Origin of the sequence: Paracoccus wurundjeri (assembly GCF_030678915.1) — a bacterium.
Taxonomy (GTDB): Bacteria; Pseudomonadota; Alphaproteobacteria; order Rhodobacterales; family Rhodobacteraceae; genus Paracoccus; species Paracoccus onubensis_A.
In genome coordinates this window covers 73,985-92,878 of record NZ_JAUUTZ010000007.1, presented here as the reverse complement: position 1 = coordinate 92,878, position 18,894 = coordinate 73,985, and the positions used below count along the sequence as shown (strand labels likewise).

At 60.1% G+C, this 18,894-nt stretch carries 16 protein-coding genes and 1 tRNA gene; 5 read left to right on the top strand and 12 right to left on the bottom strand.

Translation table 11 applies throughout. From position 1 onward, the window contains the following. Nucleotides 1–149 precede the first annotated feature (149 nt). Together Q0601_RS08985 and Q0601_RS08980 are read left to right on the top strand one after the other, a co-directional pair. Nucleotides 150–1,157 carry a 2-hydroxyacid dehydrogenase gene (locus Q0601_RS08985; RefSeq protein WP_305289297.1) on the top strand — a complete coding sequence of 336 codons (1,008 nt, stop codon included), beginning with the start codon at nt 150–152 and terminating at the stop codon, nt 1,155–1,157. A gap of 25 nt (nt 1,158–1,182) precedes the next feature. Beyond that, complete coding sequence (locus Q0601_RS08980; protein WP_305289295.1) at nt 1,183–2,367, top strand: MFS transporter; 1,185 nt, start codon at nt 1,183–1,185, stop codon at nt 2,365–2,367. Between the two features lie 47 nt (nt 2,368–2,414). Here Q0601_RS08980 and panB read toward each other — a convergent pair whose 3' ends face one another. Beyond that, on the bottom strand, nt 2,415–3,227 hold the full coding sequence (panB, locus tag Q0601_RS08975; protein WP_305289293.1) for a 3-methyl-2-oxobutanoate hydroxymethyltransferase: 813 nt from the start codon (nt 3,225–3,227) through the stop codon (nt 2,415–2,417). Nucleotides 3,228–3,354: 127 nt separating this feature from the next. Then, nucleotides 3,355–4,227 carry a pantoate--beta-alanine ligase gene (panC, locus tag Q0601_RS08970; protein WP_305289291.1) on the bottom strand — a complete coding sequence of 291 codons (873 nt, stop codon included), beginning with the start codon at nt 4,225–4,227 and terminating at the stop codon, nt 3,355–3,357. Between the two features lie 171 nt (nt 4,228–4,398). Here panC and Q0601_RS08965 point away from each other — a divergent pair, with 171 nt between their 5' ends. Further along, complete coding sequence (locus Q0601_RS08965; RefSeq protein ID WP_305289289.1) at nt 4,399–6,900, top strand: GcvT family protein; 2,502 nt, start codon at nt 4,399–4,401, stop codon at nt 6,898–6,900. A gap of 269 nt (nt 6,901–7,169) precedes the next feature. Continuing rightward, the gene (locus tag Q0601_RS08960; RefSeq protein WP_305289287.1) at nt 7,170–8,108 is read left to right on the top strand and encodes a magnesium transporter CorA family protein; all 939 of its coding nucleotides are present in this window, start codon (nt 7,170–7,172) and stop codon (nt 8,106–8,108) included. On the opposite strand, the gene lnt is transcribed toward Q0601_RS08960, so the two are convergent. The 9 genes from lnt to Q0601_RS08915 form a co-directional block, all read right to left on the bottom strand. Next, nucleotides 8,081–9,670: an apolipoprotein N-acyltransferase gene (lnt, locus tag Q0601_RS08955; RefSeq protein ID WP_305289284.1), complete on the bottom strand. Its 1,590-nt coding sequence runs from the start codon at nt 9,668–9,670 to the stop codon at nt 8,081–8,083. The genes Q0601_RS08960 and lnt overlap by 28 nt on opposite strands. A 5-nt stretch (nt 9,671–9,675) precedes the next feature. Beyond that, on the bottom strand, nt 9,676–11,730 hold the full coding sequence (locus Q0601_RS08950) for a DEAD/DEAH box helicase (protein ID WP_305289282.1): 2,055 nt from the start codon (nt 11,728–11,730) through the stop codon (nt 9,676–9,678). 341 nt (nt 11,731–12,071) lie between these two features. Further along, nucleotides 12,072–13,139, bottom strand: a complete 1,068-nt coding sequence (locus tag Q0601_RS08945) for a 2'-deoxycytidine 5'-triphosphate deaminase (protein WP_305289280.1) — start codon at nt 13,137–13,139, stop codon at nt 12,072–12,074. Nucleotides 13,140–13,207: 68 nt separating this feature from the next. Then, nucleotides 13,208–13,285, bottom strand: a tRNA-Pro gene (locus tag Q0601_RS08940). A gap of 190 nt (nt 13,286–13,475) precedes the next feature. After that, entirely contained in the window at nt 13,476–14,102 is a 627-nt protein-coding gene (locus tag Q0601_RS08935; protein WP_305289278.1) for a MerR family transcriptional regulator, read from the bottom strand. 16 nt (nt 14,103–14,118) lie between these two features. Further along, on the bottom strand, nt 14,119–14,421 hold the full coding sequence (ihfA, locus tag Q0601_RS08930) for an integration host factor subunit alpha (RefSeq protein WP_119750251.1): 303 nt from the start codon (nt 14,419–14,421) through the stop codon (nt 14,119–14,121). Nucleotides 14,422–14,529: 108 nt separating this feature from the next. Then, entirely contained in the window at nt 14,530–15,615 is a 1,086-nt protein-coding gene (dctP, locus tag Q0601_RS08925; protein WP_305289276.1) for a TRAP transporter substrate-binding protein DctP, read from the bottom strand. Nucleotides 15,616–15,665: 50 nt separating this feature from the next. Next, nucleotides 15,666–16,991 carry a TRAP transporter large permease gene (locus Q0601_RS08920; protein ID WP_305289275.1) on the bottom strand — a complete coding sequence of 442 codons (1,326 nt, stop codon included), beginning with the start codon at nt 16,989–16,991 and terminating at the stop codon, nt 15,666–15,668. Then, complete coding sequence (locus tag Q0601_RS08915) at nt 16,981–17,541, bottom strand: TRAP transporter small permease subunit (RefSeq protein WP_370656108.1); 561 nt, start codon at nt 17,539–17,541, stop codon at nt 16,981–16,983. The genes Q0601_RS08920 and Q0601_RS08915 overlap by 11 nt, the downstream gene beginning before the upstream one ends. Nucleotides 17,542–17,665: 124 nt before the next feature. Between Q0601_RS08915 and Q0601_RS08910 the strand changes: the two genes are divergently transcribed. Beyond that, nucleotides 17,666–17,944 (top strand): DksA/TraR family C4-type zinc finger protein, encoded by a 279-nt coding sequence (locus Q0601_RS08910; RefSeq protein WP_305289273.1) that lies wholly within the window; start codon nt 17,666–17,668, stop codon nt 17,942–17,944. A gap of 46 nt (nt 17,945–17,990) precedes the next feature. On the opposite strand, the gene Q0601_RS08905 is transcribed toward Q0601_RS08910, so the two are convergent. Then, nucleotides 17,991–18,764, bottom strand: coding sequence for an MBL fold metallo-hydrolase (locus Q0601_RS08905; RefSeq protein WP_305289271.1), 774 nt, complete (start codon nt 18,762–18,764; stop codon nt 17,991–17,993). Nucleotides 18,765–18,894 lie beyond the last annotated feature (130 nt).

Below are 18,894 nucleotides of genomic sequence, written 5' to 3'. Positions count from 1 at the left end.
ATTCATGCGCCTCCCCGGGCTCTTGCCTGATTTTGCCGGGTTCGGACGGATCGGGGTCTTGTACCTGCCCCTCAACGCGGGCAGTTTGCCAAAAGCCGCCCGGCAATGGAAGTGCGCCTACAGCACGGTTTCGAGAAAGTGAGGCAATCATGCAAGCAGCCAGCCCGACATCGTCGCGCCCGAAACTTCGGGTCACCGTAACCCGCCGCCTGCCAGAGCCGATAGAGACACGGATGAAGGAATTGTTCGATGTCAATCTGAACGAGGATGACCGCAAATTGTCCCGCGAGGAATTATCCGCGGCGATGAAGGAATGTGACGTTCTGGTGCCGACCGTGACTGATCATATCGACGCGAATATGCTCGCGCAGGCAGGAGAGCGGCTGAAGCTGATCGCCAATTACGGCGCTGGGGTGGATCATATCGATGTGATGTCTGCACGGCAGCGTGGGGTTCTGGTGTCGAATACTCCCGGCGTGATGACCGAGGATACGGCAGATATGACCATTGCCCTGATTCTGGCCGTCACCCGGCGCATTCCAGAGGGGCTGGCCGAAATGCAGGCGGGTCGCTGGAAGGGTTGGGCGCCGACCGCGCATCTGGGCGGGCGTGTCGGCGGGCGGCGGCTTGGCATTCTTGGCATGGGGCGGATCGGGCAGGCCGTGGCGCGGCGGGCGAATGTTTTCGGGATGCAGGTGCATTATCACAATCGCCGTCGCCTGCGCCAGGAAATCGAGGACGACTTGCAGGCGACCTATTGGGAAAGTCTCGACCAGATGCTGGCGCGGATGGATATCGTCAGCGTGAATGCGCCGCATACGCCTTCGACCTTCCACCTGCTGAACGCCCGGCGGCTGAAATTGCTGAAGCCGACCGCGGTGGTGGTGAATACCTCGCGCGGCGAAGTGATCGATGAAAATGCACTGACCCGGATGCTGCGCGCGGGTGAGATTGCCGGAGCCGGGCTGGATGTGTTCGAGCACGGGCATGAAATCAACCCGCGCCTGCGTGATCAGCCGAATGTCGTGCTGTTGCCGCATATGGGGTCGGCCACGGTCGAGGGACGTAACGAGATGGGCGAGAAGGTCATCATCAACGTCAAGACCTTTGCGGACGGGCATCGGCCGCCGGATCTGGTCGTGCCGGGGATGCTTTAACTCAGGGGACGGTACGGAGGCATGCATGTCCGTCGGGATTAGCCGGGCAACCGGCTCGGTCAGAACGGCCGTATCTGCGCTTTTCTTTGCCAATGGCATGATGATCGGCAGTTGGGCGCCCAAACTGCCGGTTCTGATGGAACGACTCGAGATCAGCGAAAGCACCGCCGGGATGGTGGTCCTGTGCCTGGGGCTGGGATCGATCTCGCTCATGCCGGTTTTCGGCGCGATGACGGCACGGCACGGTTCGGCGCGGGCCGTGAAGCTGTCCGCATTGCTGGGCGTGCCGACATTGTTGCTGATGACGTTGGCGCCCAACCTGATCCTTGTCATGATCGCCGTGTTGCTCTTTGGCGGATTCATGGGCGGGATGGATGTGTCGATGAACGCCAATGCCGTCGCGGTCGAGCGGATTCGCCGCCGTGCCATCATGTCTTCCTGCCACGGATTCTGGAGCCTTGGCGGCGTCGTGGGGGCAGGGGTGGGCGGTGTCGCCCTGTCCGAACTAGGCGAGGCTAGTCACGCGATTCTGGCCACGCTGGCATTCTGCGCAGTTTTGGCATTTGCGCTGCCAAGCATGCTGGTGGATGCGCCTGATGAACGCGAGGCGAGAACGCCGCTAAGACTTCCCCGTTCGCCACTTCCCTATATCATCGGGGTTATGGCTTTGTGCTGCATGATTCCCGAAGGGGCGATTCTGGACTGGGGCGCGGTCTATCTGCAGCGCGAGATGGGCGCGTCGCTGTCGCTGTCCGGCTGGGCATTCGCGGCATGCGCCGCGACTATGGCGCTTCTGCGCTTCCTGGGCGATTTTCTGCGGCAGAAACTGGGCGCGGTCACGACCTTGAGGATCAGTGCGACGATCGCGATTGCAGGGCTGGGAATTGCGGGCATGGCGCAGCAACCGCTGATTGCGATCATGGGTTTCGGATTTGCGGGGTTGGGTATCGCCAATCTGGTGCCGATCATGTTCTCGGCCGCCGGGAACCTGCCATTGCTGGCGCCGGGCGTCGGACTGTCGGTGGTGACGACGATGGGTTATTCCGGAATTCTTCTGGCACCGGGCAGCATCGGCTTTCTTGCCGAAAGCATGAGTTTCTCGACCATCTATCTGGGGCTTGCCGCGCTGCTGCTTGCGCCGCTTTTGATGTCGCCGCTGGCACGGACCGCTGACTTTGCGGATGATGACGGCGCGGCCGCAACCACCTGAAAGATGATGCGGTTCGGTGTGGTGGATATCCGCGGGCGGGACCGGAGCTAACGGTAGACCTGTTTTTCGCCCGGAAAGCTGCGATCCCGGACGGCACTTGCATAGCTGGCGATCGCTTCGGATGCACGCGGCCCCAGAGCTCCGAATTTATGCACGAAGCGGGGAACTCTGCCGGACAGACCCAGCATATCGTCCAGCACCAGTATCTGGCCGTCGCAACGGACCGAGGCTCCGATACCGATCGTGGGAACCGCAATCGCTTCAGTGATCTGGTCCGCAAGATCTTCTACCACACCTTCGACCACGACACTGAAGGCGCCGGCCTCGGCCACATCCTTCGCATCGGCGATATGGGCGGGCCAGTCCGCCTGATCGCGGCCCTGGGTCTTGAAACCGCCCATCGTATTCGTGGTCTGCGGGGTCAACCCGACATGACCCATGACGGGGATCCCACGCTCGACCAGGAAACGGATCGTATCTGCCATGCGGCTTCCGCCTTCCAGTTTGACCGCACCTGCGCCGGTTTCCGCCATGATCCGCGCGGCGTTGCGGAAGGCCTGCTGAGGACTTTCCTCGTAGCTGCCGAAAGGCATGTCGATCACCACCATGGCCCGCTGAGCTCCACGCATGACCGCCTGTCCATGCATGATCATCATCTCGAGCGTGACGCCCACGGTCGAGGTCAGGCCGTGAATGACCATGCCCAGACTGTCGCCGACAAGGATCACTTCGGCATGCTCATCGACCAAAGCAGCGAGTGGCGCGGTATAGGCGGTCAGGGCAACGATGGGCGTGGCGTCCCCCTTGCGCGAGGCGATATCGGGGGCGGTGATGCGTTTGACCGGGGCGTGTACAGACATGGGCGGTATTTTCCTCCAGATGCAAATTGCCGAGATTTGCGGATGCAGCCGCGATGTCTCGGACGGATATGCGAATGTCAGGGGGCTTGCGGCAGGGGCCGTCATCCCCGGTGAACTCCCGATCCGCTTATTGCGGAGTCGGTAAGGGGCGGGCAACCCGCTGATCAATCAGCAGCACGTCGCCGAAGCGGACGGCAAGAAGAATGACCACCGGGCGCGTGATGCTGTTGATGCGCGACAGATCGGCGGCATCGCGGATGTCGATGGATTGGACATTGCCGCGCGGCTCGGCGGCCAGCGTTTTGCGGATTTCGCGCCGCAGCGCGTTAAGGTTCGCGCCCGCCTCGACCAGTTCCTGCGCGCGGTCAAGGGCGCGATTCAGCACCGGTGCGGCGGCACGATCCTGTGCGCTCAGGCGGCGGTTGCGCGATGACATGGCAAGGCCGTCGGTTTCACGCACGGTGGGAACCGGGATGATTTCGACCGGTATATCCAGATCCGCGGTCATTTGCCGAACGATGGTAAGTTGCTGGTAATCCTTTTCCCCGAAGGTCGCGGCATCGCAATCAGTGATATTGAACAGCTTGGTGACGACCGTCGTCATACCCCGGAAATGGCCTGGACGAAGCCGGCCGATCAGCATGCGCGATAGCTCGGTCGCCTCGACGATGGTCTGACTGCCGGGACGATAGACATCCTCGGCGCTTGGCATGAACACCGCGTCGCAACCCGCAGCCCGCAGCAGGCGCAGGTCGTTTTCCTCATCGCGCGGATATTTGTCCAGATCCTCATTCGGCCCGAATTGGGTCGGGTTGACGAAGATCGAGGTGATCAATTTGCCGCCGCCGCGTTCATTCAGCCAGTCCCGCGCCCGTGCGACAAGCGTCAGATGGCCGTCATGCAGGGCTCCCATTGTTGGAACCAGCGCGACGGGCTGAACCGTGCTGCGCCATTCCGACCTGCATTCACGCATGGCCTGCTTGTTGCGGCAAATCTGCATGCATTCCCCCTCCCGGCTGACGCAGGGCGCAATCTATCGCGCAGAACGCCTTCAAGACAAGTGCTGCGTTGCAGCATGTCGTTTTTTGCTGCCAATGGTCGGGCGGATGGATCCATAAGGATTTCGCTCTGGCACTAACAGGAAAGGATTCGCGGGCAGAGGAGACGTGCCATGAAATCGCATGTAAAGGTTCTTGTCGTCGGAGGCGGTGCGGTCGGTTGCGGCATTGCCCTGCATCTTGCCCGTGCCGGGTGGGAGACGTTGCTGGTCGAGCGTGACGAATTGACCGCCGGGTCGACATGGCATGCCGCAGGGCTTCTGCCGCTGTTCAACATGAGCTATGCGACCAGCCATATTCATAATTACTCGGTCGAGCTGTATGCGCGGCTTGAGGATGAGACCGGCCTGAATGCCGGTTTTACCCGGTGCGGCAACCTGCGGATGGCGCAGACGCAAGAGCGGATGGATGAATATATGCTGTATTCCGCAACCGCTGAAACCGTTGGGATCGAGCATGAGTTCCTTAGCCCCTCGCAGATCAAGGAACGCTGGCCGCTGGTGCGGACAGATGATCTGAAGGGTGCGATTTTCCATCCTACAGACGGTTATATCAACCCCGCCGATGTAACCCAGGCCATGGCGCGGGCGGCGCGGATGGCGGGTTGCCAGATCGAGCGCAAGATTCAGGTGAACGGCTATCATTGGACAGGCGATGAATGGGTCGTGACCTGCGAGAAGATGATCGAGAAGGGCGGCAATCTGGTGCCGTCTGGCGATGTGTTCGAGATCAGGGCCGAACATGTCGTGACCGCCACAGGCAACCATGCGCAGCGGACGGCGCGGTTGCTGGGCATCCGCATTCCCGCAATTCCGGTCGAGCATCAATATATCATCACGGATACGGATCCGGAGCTTGCCAAATGGCGCGCAGACGGCAATCCCGAGCATCCGGTGCTGCGTGACGCGGATGCGAAATGGTATGTCCGGGAAGAGCGCGGCGGCTGGATCCTCGGCCCGTACGAGAAGAACGCGCCCGCGCGATTCCTCTATGATGTACCCGAGACTTTCCGGGCGGATCTGTTCCCGCTGGATCTGGACCGGATCGAGGAAGAATACATGTCCATGCTGCACCGCATTCCGTCATCGGAATCTGCGGGGCTCAAGGACGATTTCAACGGACCGATCTGTTATACGCCTGACGGAAATCCGCTTGTCGGGCCTGCACCGGGTCTGCGGAACATGTGGCTGGCCGAAGGATTCAGCTTTGGCATCACGGCAGCGGGCGGCACCGGGTATTATCTTGCGCAGATGATGACCGAGGGCGAGGCGACGATCGACATGGCCACGCTGGACCCGCGCCGCTTCGGCCGCTGGATGACTACGGAATACGCGGCCCTCAAGAACGAAGAGGCCTATGACCATGTTTATGTCCTGCATCATCCGGATGAAGAACGTCCGGCCTGCCGTCCGTTACGGACTGCTCCGGCATATGACCGGCAAAAAGCCCGGGGGGCGCAGTTTGGCTGTGTGAACGGGTGGGAGCGGCCGAATTACTACGGCCCCGCCGATGCCTCCGACAGCTTCGATCACGATTCCCGCAGTTTCCGGCGAGGCGGCTGGTGGGAATATGCGAAGGCCGAAGCCGAAGCGGTGCGCAATACCGCCGGGTTGATAGATGCGACCGCATTTGCCAAGCATGTCGTGACGGGGCCGGGAGCGACCGCGTTTCTTGATTGGCTGACCACCAACAAGCTGCCCAAAGTGGGGCGTATCAACCTGACCTATGCGTTGACCGATGCGGGAACCACCCGGACCGAATATACTATCGTGCGGCGGCGCGAGAATGATTATTACCTTGTCTCGGCGGGCGCGTGGACGGATTACGATCAGGATAACCTGATCAAATCAGCCGAGGATTTCATGGCTGCGGGCGGCGAATTCGTCTGCATTCAGGACGTTACCACACAATGGGGCGTATTCGCCATTGCCGGACCGTCCTCGCGAGAGGTGCTTGCACGGCTGATCCGGGATGCACAGCCTGAAACGGCGCTGTCGAACAAGCGTTTCCCCTGGCTTTCCATGAGGCAGATCGAACTCGGCATGGTGCCGGTTCAGGCGATCCGGGTCGCCTATACCGGCGAGTTGGGATGGGAATTGCATCACCCGATCGAGATGCAGAACCACCTGTTCGACCGGCTGATGGAAGCGGGCGAACCGTTGGGAATGAAATTGGTTGGTGCTCGCGCGCAGAATTGGTTGCGTCAGGAGAAATCCTATCGCGCCTTCGGGACTGAACTTGGCCGGGACGCCACGCCGCTTGAGGCGGGACTGGATCGGTTCGTAGATCTGTCCAAGGATTTTCGCGGCAAGGCGGCGATGGAGGCTACCGGTATTCGCGCGAAATGCGTGACGCTGCTGATCGACGGGCCGGATGACGCCGATCCCTGGGGGCGCGAGGCACTGTTTGCGGATGGTGAAAAGATCGGGCGCCTGACCTCGGGCGGCTATTCGGTCGCTTTCGGCAAGCAGATCGGCATGGGTTATGTCCGTCCCGATCTGGCCGAACCGGGAACCCGGCTGAAACTTCGGATGTTCCGCGAGTTCTGGAATGCCGAGGTAACCGAGGACAGCCCGTTCGACCCACAGAATGAACGGATTCGCCTGGACGGATAAATGTAATCCGCGCGATGAAGTGATCGTGGTGCGATGGGGCGGGCGTCACGCCCCTCGCGGATTCTCGGCATCATTGTCATGGGTTATGGGGCCGGTTTCTGGTGCCACGCGCTTTAAATTGTCATTTTCACGTCGGAATCCCGATATAACTGGGATAAGCAGCGTCTCGCAGGATGGTGACGACCGGAGGACGGCTGCCACCCCGCGTGGCGGAAACGACAGCGAAAGGTGGCGTAATGATTCGCGGATTCCATAATGAAAACGGTTGCTTGAGCCTGATTTCCGATCGGCAGGAATTTTCGGAGAATCTGGTCTGGATCGACCTTGTCGGCCCGATGCCTGATGAAAAGAGCCTGGTCGAGCATCTGACCGGAATCGATGTCCCCACGAAAGAGGAAATGGAAGAGATCGAGATATCCTCGCGGCTTTATCTTGAAAACGGCGCAGCATTCATGACGGTGATCCTGCCTTCGCAAACCGATACGGGCGAACCGGAAATGCATCCGGTTACCTTCGTTCTGACGAGTCGGCATCTGATTACCGTCCGCTATCACGAGCCGCGTTCATTCCGGACTTTTCCTGCAAGGGCCGAAAAAATTCCGATGGGCTGCGAGACCGCGGAAGGGATCCTGCTGGGTTTGCTTGAGGCCACCGTTGACCGGCTTGCAGATATTCTTGAACGGGACGGTCAGGAAATCGATGCAATCTCGCGCAAGATATTCCGCCACAGGGCCGACAAACCGACGCGAACCCATGATTTTCAGGAGGTGCTCGAAAATATCGGTCAGAAGGGTGACCTGACGTCGAAGATCCGCGACAGTCTGGTCAGTTTCGACCGGATGGCAGGATTTCTCAGTCATCTGATGCAGCAGCGCTGCAGCGGCAAGGATATCCGCGAGCGGATCAAGACCCTGTCGCGGGATATCCGCTCACTGGCAGATTACGCTGGCTTTCTTTCGCAGCAGATCACCTTTCTGCTGGATGCGACGCTGGGCATGATCAATATCGAGCAGAACTCGATCATCAAGATTTTCTCGGTTGCCGCCGTGGTCTTTTTGCCGCCGACCCTGATTGCCTCTATCTATGGGATGAACTTCACGCATATGCCGGAACTGGACTGGCCCGTCGGCTATCCAGTTGCAATCGGGCTTATGATCCTTTCGGCAATCCTGCCATATGTCTATTTCAAGCGCCGCGGCTGGCTTTGACTTCGCGGCGCGACAGGCGTTGATCTGCGTCCAAGACATATCGCTGCGATCAGGGCGCAAAGCGCAAAGATCACGATGGGTGCCGAACCCCATTTCAGCCATAGTGTCGGGGCCAGAGCAGCGGGCAGTGCCGCGTCGATCTTGCCGACCTGGCCCAGTGAAAGCTCGGAGCGGATATCGCCATGGGCGTCGATAACCGCACTGATCCCGGTATTGGCCGCCCGGACCAGGGGTAGCCCGGTTTCGATGGCACGCAGGCGCGCCTGCGCAAGATGCTGATAGGGGCCGGAAAGCTTTCCGAACCACGCATCATTGGTGATCTGTAAAAGCCATTCGGGACGTGTTTCCAGCCCGCGCAGATGCTGTGGAAAGATCGCCTCGTAGCAGATCAGCGGCTGAAACGCCGGAAGTCCGGATACCGACATGACAGTCGGGCCGGTCCCGGCAGTATATCCGTTGCCCTGCTGCGCGGCGAAGGCTCCGATCCCAAGCTGGGCAAGCTCATTGCCCCAGGGGATATATTCGCCAAAGGGCACAAGATGGAATTTGTCATAGATCGCGGTCACGTCTCCGCCGGCGGCTACCGTTACCAGACTGTTGTAATATCGGCTTTCTTCGCGCCTCTGGATGCCAAAGATCAGGGGCGCTCCGGCTGCACGCGACATGGCGGGCATGATATCGTCCGCATCGTTCAGCAGGAAGTTCACCGCCGTTTCGGGCCAGATGACGACATCGCGCTGGCCAGGTTCGGCTGAAAGGTCAAGCAGGCGTTGAAAGAACAGATGTGACCATTCCGGATTCCATTTCAGGTGCTGCTCGGCATTCGGCTGAACGATGCGCAACTGAAGATCAGTGTCCGAAGGCAAGGGCTGGACCTGCCGCGCCATCCCGGCCCCCCAGAAAATTGCAATCAGGGCCAGTGACGGCAGTATGGCGGGCAGATTGTGCCGCACAGGATTATCGACCCGACGCCAAAGGGCCGAGGGCAGGGCGGTTGCCACAAGAGTCAGCGCGGTCAACCCGATTGCCCCGGTCCATGCGGCGATCTGTGCAATTGGCGTGCCGATCCAGATATGCCCGATCAATGCCCAGGGCAGACCGCTGAATATCCAGCCGCGCAGCCAGTCGGAAAGGGTCAGGACAGCGACGATCGCAACCGTCCGGGTGATAGCGCCGGGGCAGAGCCGTGCAGCGATCCAGACAGGCAAGGCCCAGAACAAGGCGCCTCCCAAAGCCATGAGGATCAGTGCAAACGGCGCCATCCAGCCATAAAGGTCAGGTTCAACGAGGAACGGCTCGACGATCCAGAACATGCTGCAGGCGAACCAGCCGAAACCGCCTCCGAGTCCCTGCAGGAACGCAAGGCCAGGGCGATTCGCGCGCGCCATTCGCCAGATCAGCAGGGCAAGCGCCCCGAGTGCAACCGGCCAGATTCCCAGAGGAGCAAGGCCGATTGCGGCAAGCGCGCCCAGCAGGATATCCGGCAGGGTGCGGATCAGCTTCCGGCGGCGATCCGAACCGGTTCGCGTCGAGAATTCCCGGTCGCGCGGCTGAACTGGCATGGACGTTACTTTTCGGACGGGTCCGAGGTCGCGAAACCGCCGGAAGCCACATCGGAAGCCGGTTCGGCCGTGCCTTCCGGCTTCTTGCGTCTGCTGCGGGTTGCGCGGGGCTTGGGCTTGTCGTCGGATGTTTTGTCCGCGGTTTTTTCGCCCCCCGTCTCAACGTTTGGCTCGGGCTTCTTGCGCCTTGTCCGTTTTGGCTTGGGCGCCTCCTCGGCGGCTGCTTCTGCGGCGCCGTCCGTGGAAGCTTCTGTTGCAGAGGTTTCCGCGGCGACCTTTGGTTTGCGCGCCCGGGGCTTGCGCGGCTTCGGCGCGTCGGCGGGCGGTGTTTCTGGCAGCGCTTCAACCGGCGCATTTTCCTGAGTCCCCAACGCGTCACCCGAAGGCGCTGCGGATTCGATGGCAGCTTGTGCCGCCTGATCGTCAATCTGCGAGGATATGTCAGAAGCTGCGCTTTCCGGGGTATCGCTTGTTTTCGCCGTTGATTTCGGGGTTCTACGGCTTCGGCGCTTCGGCTTTGTATCCTGCTTGGTGCTATCCGTCTGCGGCGTTTCCTCGGCCGTGTCCGTTACATCCGCTGCGTCGGTCGGGTCGTACCCTTCGACGAAAAGGCTGGCCAACATGAATTGCGGGATATGATCACCCATGCCGATGATCGCAGGTCCGCGATCCTCGCGGGGCGAGCGACGGCGGTCGTCCCGCTGCTGGTGGCCACGTTGCGGTCTTGGCGCAGTTTCCTGAACAGGATTATTGCGCTCTGCATCGGCCCGCCGGTTTTCCGTGCGATCCTGCTTGCTGATATCATCACGGCGATTGTCGTCGCGACGGTTACGCCGGCGCGAGCCGCCTTTGTCGTTGCGATCCTCGCGATTCGCTTTCGGGGCGGATTGCGCAGCGGAAGAGGGTACGAACCCCTCGGGAAGCGGGGCGCGGGGAAGCTGTTTGGAGAGCAGCGCTTCAATCGCTGCGAGATATTTCTCATCCGAAGGGGTAGCGATACTGATCGAGGTTCCCGACCGGCCCGCCCGACCCGTGCGGCCGATCCGATGGACATAATCCTCGGCATGGCTGGGAAGGTCGTAATTGATCACATGGCTGACCGCCGGAATATCCAGCCCCCGCGCGGCAACATCCGACGCGACCAGCAGTTTGAGCTTGCCCTCGCGAAAGGCTTCCAGTGTTCGTGTCCGGTGGCTTTGATCCAGATCGCCATGAATAGGGGCGGCGTCATGACCGTATTTCGCCAGCGATTTCGAGACGATATCCACATCCGTCTTACGATTGCAGAAGATGATCGCGTTTTTCAGGCCATCGCCTTCTGCGTTGATCAGGGCACGCAGAAGTTCGCGCTTCTGTTTGGCCGATTGATCCTTGCGGGTGGGTGTGATCTCGACCAGCCGTTGCGTGATGGTTTCGCTGGCCGTCGCCTGACGCGCGATCTCGATCCGCTCGGGCGCGTGCAGGAAGGTATTGGTAATACGCTCGATCTCGGGCGCCATCGTCGCACTGAAGAACAATGTCTGACGCGTGAAAGGGGTAAGCTGAAAAATCCGCTCGATATCGGGGATAAAGCCCATATCCAGCATCCGGTCGGCTTCGTCCACCACCATGATCTGAACGCCGGTCAGCAGCAGCTTGCCGCGCTCGAAATGGTCCAGGAGACGACCCGGAGTGGCAATCAGCACATCCACGCCGCGATCGATCAGCTTGTCCTGTTCGCCAAAGGAGACGCCGCCGATCAGCAATGCCTTGGTCAGCCGGGTATGTTTGGCATAAATATCGAAATTCTCGGCGACCTGAGCAGCCAGTTCCCGCGTGGGGCAAAGCACCAGGCTGCGAGGCATCCGCGCCCGCGCGCGGCCACGGCCCAGCAAGGTGATCATCGGCAGGGTGAAACTGGCGGTCTTGCCGGTTCCGGTCTGAGCGATTCCCAATACATCGCGACCCTCAAGCGCCGGAGGGATCGCCCCCTCCTGAATGGGGGTCGGGTTCTCATAGCCTGCATCTGCAATGGCTTTCAGAACCTTGGGATCAAGCTTCAGGTCGGAAAATTTCGTCATCGGGGACTTTCTTAAAGATACCGCGCAGAAACTGCGCGTTGCGTTCCATGCCGCGTGCCCGGATGGCGCGTTGCGGCGGTCATGGGACGCAAATTCGAACGCCCCCTCGGCCTGCCCGCCGGATGCGGGCAAGCACTCGCTAGACTAAACCGTCTGAAAGGTCAATCGCAGAGGATGAAAACCGCGAAATCATCCAGCTTGCGAAGGCTTGGCCAGCATGCTGGTCGCGCGGGAACGCAAGGCTGCGAAGAGTCCCGGATATGGGGCGGAATCAGTCCGGTACAGGCATTCATGCTTATGGCTGTGGCGGCAGCAGGCGTATGCCGGGGCATGATCTGACGTCAGCCGAACTGCTTGGCCAGTTTCAGGCCCTGACCCTGATAATTCGACCGGATATCCGCTCCGTAAAGCCGCGTCGGACGCTTTGCCATGCGCTCATAGACCAGACGACCAACGACCTGACCATGCTCCAGCACGAAGGGCGCTTCGTGACAGCGTACCTCAAGCACGCCCCGCGCGCCTGCGCCATGGGCGCCAATGCCGAAGCCGGGATCGAAAAAACCGGCATAATGCACACGGAATTCGCCTACCATGGCAAGATAAGGGGCCATCTCGGCGGCGTAATCGGCGGGAATCGCTACCGATTCGCGGCTGACCAGAATATAGAACGCGCCGGGATCGAGAATCAGCCGCCCATCCGTCGTGTGCAGTTCGTCCCAGAATTCGGCAGCGGGATATTCGCCGATCCGGTCCAGATCGATTACGCCGCTATGAGGACGGGCGCGATAGCCGACCAGATCGCCCTCATCGGGGCGCAGATCGACCGAAAAGCCAAGTCCCTGATCGATCAGGGCATCGCCACCGGTCAGGGGTTCGCGCCGGTTCAGGTCCCGCAATTCGGCATCGCTCAGAACAGATTGGCCGTGGCGGAGGCGAAGCTGGTTCAGACGCATGCCGGGACGCAGGAGAACCGAAAATGACCGCGGGCAGATCTCGGCATATAGCGGGCCGCCATAGGATTCGGGCAGGCGGTCGAATTCGGTTCCGTCATCGCTGACCAGCCGGGTCAGCAGATCCAACCGTCCGGTCGAGGATTTGGCATTTGCGACCGCCGTCATCCCTTTCGGCAGCCGGATGCTTTCGAGCAGCGGCACCAGATAGACGCAGCCCCGTTCCAGCACCGCGCCGTCTTCAAGACTCATCTGGTGCATTTGCAGATCGGGCAGGCGGTCTGAAATCCGCCGCCCTTTGCCGGCCAGGAAACTGGCGCGCAGACGATAAGCGACGGTGCCAAGGCGCAGGTCGAGACTGGCGGGCTGGATCTGTTCGGGAAGGATCGGCGCATCGGCAGAGATCACACCGGTTTCGATCAGTTTGCGGATCTCGCTGTCAGGCAGGACACCGTTCATGACTTCCCCCAATTCAGGCTGCAGATGCGAAAACGCCCACCCCGATGACAGGATGGGCGTTTTCGGAATGGTCGGGCCGGCGAGATTCGAACTCGCGGCCTTCCGCCCCCCAGACGGACGCGCTAACCAGGCTGCGCCACGGCCCGACGCCGGTCATATAGAGCGAACTGCCCGGGCTGCACAAGGGCCGCAAGACGGAAATCTTGACCAAATTGCGACAGCGGCGCGGTTCATGTGGAGGTGTGCGGAATTTCGTGCTGATCGTAATGTGGGTTCGCGCAACGTCATGGGGCCGTTCATTCGGCAGATGGCTGCGCGATTGCGGCGGCATGATCGTCAATAATGGCGTGTGATCGCGTCGCGCAGAATCTTGCATTGCCGACGCGAAGCCGCATCCAGTCCTTCGGCACGGCGCAGGCGGATTGCGGTGCTGACCAGATGCGACAGCCATGCGCCGTGACGTTTGTTCGGGCTTGTCGCAAGATCAGGGAACAGCGGCAGCGATTGCGCAGGTTTCCGCGCGACCGACCGCGGCGCTCGGGGTTTTTCCGATCGGGCCATGTTCGGGGTTTCCTCTGTGATCGCCGGATCCGGCTGCGACGGCGCCGGTCGCGTTGCGGAGGAACTTTCCGCGGGAATGTCGGACGGCATGCCGATGGCTTGCGCCAATTCAGCACTCTCTCCGTTCAGGCGCGCCAATCCCCGGGCGCGGACGAATTCGCCCCGGTCGCGGGCGATGAGTTTCTTGGCCCCGCGAATCGTCAGCCCCTCTTCGCGCAGCACCTCGCACAGACCGGCTGCAAGCTGGACATCCTCGGGACGGTAATAGCGGCGGCCGTCCGGACGCTTCATCGGCTTGAGCTGGGAAAACTGGGTTTCCCAATAGCGCAACACATGCGGCGCGGCCCCGATCATCTTGGCAACCTCGCCAATGGACCGAAATGCGTCTGCGCGTTTCTTCATCGTGTTACTGCTATCTTTATCGCTTGTTGCCGGCGGCAACGCGATCTTTCATCAGGTGAGAGGGTCGAAAGGATAAAACCCGGCGCGGCGTAATGGGAACTTCCTGGCCGGTCTTGGGATTGCGTCCGATACGTTCGTTCTTGTCACGAATGCTGAATGTGCCGAAGGATGAAATCTTCACCTGCTCGCCACGTACGAGCGCGTCCGAGATATGCTCGAGCACCGATTCGACCAGCTGCGCGGATTCGTGTCGGGAAAGCCCGACATCCCGAAATACCGCTTCAGCAAGGTCCATCCGGGTCAGCGTTTTGTCGCTCATGATCTTTTCCCCTTTTATCGCAACAGGATGCTGTGGTTTCCCGATACTGTCAATGCAAAGGGCGGGGTTTATCTCCCCGCCCTAGTCATTACGCCGGATGTGCGCAATTTACTGCGCACATTCCTGAATTTTTGCCAGATCCGGTCCATCGGGAGTGCGGCCCAGATTGAAAGGCGCCGAGGCATCCCGCCAGCTCGCATAATCCTGAAGATAGGCAAGCTGACTTGCATAGACTTTCGCAGACAGGGGATTTTCGCAGGCGACTTCCTCGATGGTCTCGTTCGCCAATTTCTGGATCTGCTCGAGCGCGGTATCATCCAGCCTGCTGATTTCGGTTCCTGCCTCCTTGAACTTGGCAAAGGCTTCTGTTGCGCCTTTTTCCGTGAAGGACAGGCTCCAAAGCAAGTTGGCATCGGCCGCGATTTTCAACCTGTTCTGAGTATCCTCATCCAGAGCGTCCCAGGAGGCCTGATTGATCATCACCCCGAAAACCGAGGACGACTGGTGCCATCCCGGTGTGGACCAGTGCTTTGTGACCTGTTGGAAACCGCCCGAGAAATCGACATTCGGGGTTGAGAATTCTGCTCCGTCAATAACTCCGCGTTCCAGCGACTGGTAAATCTCGCCACCGGCCATGCTGACCTGATTGCCGCCCAGTTTTTCAAGTAATTTACCCTGCTCAAGTCCCGAAAGGCGAAGCCGCAATCCCTTGATGTCGTCCAGAGTCTTGATGGCTTTCTCGGTGGTGCGGAAGCCCGATTCGTTGTTGGTCACGCCATAGGGCAGATAGACCATGCCGAATTTGCCATAAACCTCGTTATAAAGATCGGCGCCGCCCCATTCCTTGATCCAGTTGATGTAATCCACGGCATTGAAAAGGCTGGCCGTGGTCGACAGGGGCGAGAAGGCACTGTCCCGTCCCGCCCAATAGCCGGGCCAGTCGCCGCCGGCCTGTATCGTGCCCGATTCAACCGCGCCGAACACTTCACCCGCCGGGACAAGGGCTCCGCCATCATAGAACTCGATGGTCAGTTTTTCCTCATCGACCAGCTGACTGACCAGTTCGACCCAGTGCTTGTCTATCTCGATCAGTTCCAGGCTCGAGGGCCATGTGCTGGTCATGGTCCAGGTTTCGGCCGTGGCGGGCGCGGCGGCGGTCAGTGACAGCGCCGCCGCCGTCATCAATCGTTTCATTTCATTCCTCCCGATTAGTGTTGTCTATGTCTTGTTGTGTCTTGCCGGGCTTAGCCGCCGTAAAGTCTGACCGGCAGCCATGTGACCATCGCCGGGAACAGAATGATGGCTGCACACATCAAAATGATCAGCCCGATGAATGGTAATACGCCCATGATGATGCTTCCCGTCGATACCTCCCTTGGTGCAATAGCGCGCATATAGAACAGCGCGTAGCCGAATGGCGGCGACAAGAAGCTGGTTTGCAATACCACGGCCATCAGCACCACGAACCACAAGGGATCGATTCCCATCTCTGTGACCAGCGGCAGGAAGATCGGGAAGGACAGAAGCACAATGCCGGTCCAGTCAAGGAACATTCCAAGAATAAAGACCGAGATCAGCATGACCAGCACCAGCAGATGCGGTTCTCCGGCCATAGCGCGGATCAGGTCCTGGCTGGCGCGCAGGCCGCCGGTGATGTTGAACACGCCGGTAAAGGCGGTCGCGCCGACGACGATGAACAGGATCATCGCCGAGGTCCGGCCGGTTTCCAGCAGCGCGGAATAAAAGGTCCGCCACTCGAACCTGCCGCGCCCGATGACGATCAGCAGGGCAAGCGCGGCGCCGATGGCGCTGGCTTCGGTGGCCGTGGCGACACCGGCCAGAAGTGAACCAAGTATCCCGAGGATCAGGATAAGCGGCGGCACCGCCTCGATGATCAGCATCCGCCACATTTCGCCGCGGCTGATCTGTTCATCTTCGTGAATCGCAGGCGCCCAGTGCGGCTTGATCCGTGCGACCACGAAAACATAAACGGCATAAAGCATCCCAAGGGCCAGTCCCGGAACCATTGCGCCCGCAAAAAGCTGGCCGACCGACAGGCCCGGCGCATAGGAGGACATCAGGATCAGCATGATCGAGGGCGGGATCAGGATACCCAGACATCCCGAGGCCGAGATAAGCCCTGTCGCCAATCGTTTGTCATACCCGTATTGCAGCATTGGCCGCAGCGCCATCGTTCCCATCACGGTAATGGATGCGCCGATGATCCCGGTGGTTGCCGCCAGCAGAATCGAGATGAACACGACAGCAAGGCCCAGCCCGCCGGTCACATTCGCCAGCAGGTGCCGCAGCGCCTCGAACATCTTGTCGGTCACACCGCTATCCGACAGGAATCGGGCCATCAGCACGAATAGGGGAATGGCGAGCAGGACGTAATTATCCAGCACATCCCCGAAAATCCGGTTGATGACGATACCCAGCGCCATTGTTTTTCCGGCGGCGACCGCCCCCAGAACCGCAGTGCCGCCAAGCACAAGCGCCAATGGGTGTCCCATGAACAGACCCAGGACCAGCAGGCCCGACATGAGCAGTGCAATCGCTTCACCGGACATCCATCGGCTCCGTCTGTTCGATGTAATCGATCTTGTTCAGGATCAGCTTGAGAAATTCACTGACCCCCTGAATCAATAGCAGAACTGCGGCCACGAACATGGCGATCTTCAGCGGATAAACCGGCAATTGCACCGCGCCATAAGTCACCTCGCGCTGGTTAAAGGACGTCATGGCGAAGTCCCAGCTTCGCTTCGTGAAGACCCATGCGAAGGGAAAGAAGAAGATGATATAGCCTGCGACCTCGACCCAGCGACGGGTATTATGGCCAAGTCGCGCCGTCACCAGATCGACTTTCACATGGGCCTGATGGCGCAGCGCATAGCCGCCCAGCATGATGAAATAGAAGCCGTAAAGATGTTTGGTCACATCGAAAGCCCAGCGAGTCGGCTCGCCGAAGGCATTTCGCATGCAAACGTCGTAGATCACGATAGCGGCAAACAGGATGGCCACGAGTGATACGATCCGCCCGACGACCTCATTGATGCCGTCGATCAACCGAATGATCGGCAAGGTGAAATCCTCCCATATGGCTCCCGGTGCTTTCTGCACCTGTATTGTTATCTCTCAATCTATCCTGATTGTTGCGCGGGGTGTCAACTGCAAGCCAAGCGCGGTCGCGGTTTGATTTATCGCCGTGAGGACCTATCTTGGCTGCAAGATGAAGGAGGCGCGCATGGCCGGAGGATGGGCCCGCGACGACGCGGTGAATGAACAGATCGAGATCAGCACGCAAGAGGCGATTGCCCGCGCGCGGCAACGCGCGACCGGACCTGCTGGCGACACTCCCTCGGCCGAGTTCTGTGCGGAATGCGATGAACCGATACCGCCCGCGCGCCGCAAGGCAATCCCGGGCGTTCAGCTTTGCGTGGACTGCCAGTCCGGCCGGGACAAATCGCGGCGGCCGGCCAGCGGCATCAATCGCCGTGCCAGCAAGGATGCGCTGTTGAAATAGGTTCCGGGCGCGTCATATCCGGTGCCTTGCGAATTTTGGCCGCCGATTACTCCATACCTTCCGGATACCAGTTTGCGATAATGGCCAATGAGCCGGAGCCGCCGGCCTCGACCAGCCGGGCGAATTCATCCACGTCGCTGCCCCGGAAATGATAGGGAAACACCACGGTTGGCTTGATCGCGGCGACAGCCTCGGCGGCTTGCTCGATTGTCATCGTGTAGGGCAGGTTCATCGGCAGGAATGCGACCTCGATATCCGTCAGTGCCAGCATTTCGGGAGTCGGCTCGGTGTCGCCCGCGATATAGAAACGCTTGCCGCCGATTGTCAGGACATAGCCGTTGTCGCGCCCTTTGGGGTGATACTGCAATCGGTCCTCAGTCGTATTATAGGCGGGGATGGCCTCGATCCGCAGATCCAGTACCTCGACAATATCGCCATTTCCCATCGAACTGGCGCGCGCCTTCATCTCTTCGGGCAACATGTCATGTACGGCAGGGTTGCTGATCAGCCTGACGGCGGGCAACGCATCGAGCGTGGGCAGATCGAAATGATCGCCATGTTCATGCGTGATCAGGATCAGGTCGGGTTGAGGCAGATCCGCATATTTCGCAGCTCCGCCGACCGGATCGACATGGATGACGCCCTTGGGAGTTTCGACGACCATCGAAGAATGTTCGACCGGATGAAAGACCACCACGCCGCCATCGACGGGATAGCGGAAGGTTTTCGCGGTTTCCTGCGCAAGGCCGATCTTCGGCAGGGCATTGCTGCCGATGGCGGCGACGGCAAGAGTCAGTCCGGTGCGGCGGGTGATACGCATGTCGAGGTCTCCTGAGGGCAATTTTCCGTAACGATAACGCGGTATCAGGGTAAAGGTTCCCGTGCCGTTTACCTAGGGGAATGTTTCCGGGATGAACCCGGGATCCAATCTCTGCCGTTCGTCCGGAAAG

Bases quoted from the DNA above. Each gene is read 5' to 3' on its own strand.
- Q0601_RS08985 (WP_305289297.1), top strand. From the start codon at position 150: ATGCAAGCAGCCAGCCCGACATCGTCGCGCCCGAAACTTCGGGTCACC.
- Q0601_RS08980 (WP_305289295.1), top strand. From the start codon at position 1,183: ATGTCCGTCGGGATTAGCCGGGCAACCGGCTCGGTCAGAACGGCCGTA.
- panB (WP_305289293.1), bottom strand. From the start codon at position 3,227: ATGTCTGTACACGCCCCGGTCAAACGCATCACCGCCCCCGATATCGCC.
- panC (WP_305289291.1), bottom strand. From the start codon at position 4,227: ATGCAGATTTGCCGCAACAAGCAGGCCATGCGTGAATGCAGGTCGGAA.
- Q0601_RS08965 (WP_305289289.1), top strand. From the start codon at position 4,399: ATGAAATCGCATGTAAAGGTTCTTGTCGTCGGAGGCGGTGCGGTCGGT.
- lnt (WP_305289284.1), bottom strand. From the start codon at position 9,670: ATGCCAGTTCAGCCGCGCGACCGGGAATTCTCGACGCGAACCGGTTCG.
- Q0601_RS08950 (WP_305289282.1), bottom strand. From the start codon at position 11,730: ATGACGAAATTTTCCGACCTGAAGCTTGATCCCAAGGTTCTGAAAGCC.
- Q0601_RS08945 (WP_305289280.1), bottom strand. From the start codon at position 13,139: ATGAACGGTGTCCTGCCTGACAGCGAGATCCGCAAACTGATCGAAACC.
- Q0601_RS08935 (WP_305289278.1), bottom strand. From the start codon at position 14,102: ATGAAGAAACGCGCAGACGCATTTCGGTCCATTGGCGAGGTTGCCAAG.
- ihfA (WP_119750251.1), bottom strand. From the start codon at position 14,421: ATGAGCGACAAAACGCTGACCCGGATGGACCTTGCTGAAGCGGTATTT.
- dctP (WP_305289276.1), bottom strand. From the start codon at position 15,615: ATGAAACGATTGATGACGGCGGCGGCGCTGTCACTGACCGCCGCCGCG.
- Q0601_RS08920 (WP_305289275.1), bottom strand. From the start codon at position 16,991: ATGTCCGGTGAAGCGATTGCACTGCTCATGTCGGGCCTGCTGGTCCTG.
- Q0601_RS08910 (WP_305289273.1), top strand. From the start codon at position 17,666: ATGGCCGGAGGATGGGCCCGCGACGACGCGGTGAATGAACAGATCGAG.
- Q0601_RS08905 (WP_305289271.1), bottom strand. From the start codon at position 18,764: ATGCGTATCACCCGCCGCACCGGACTGACTCTTGCCGTCGCCGCCATC.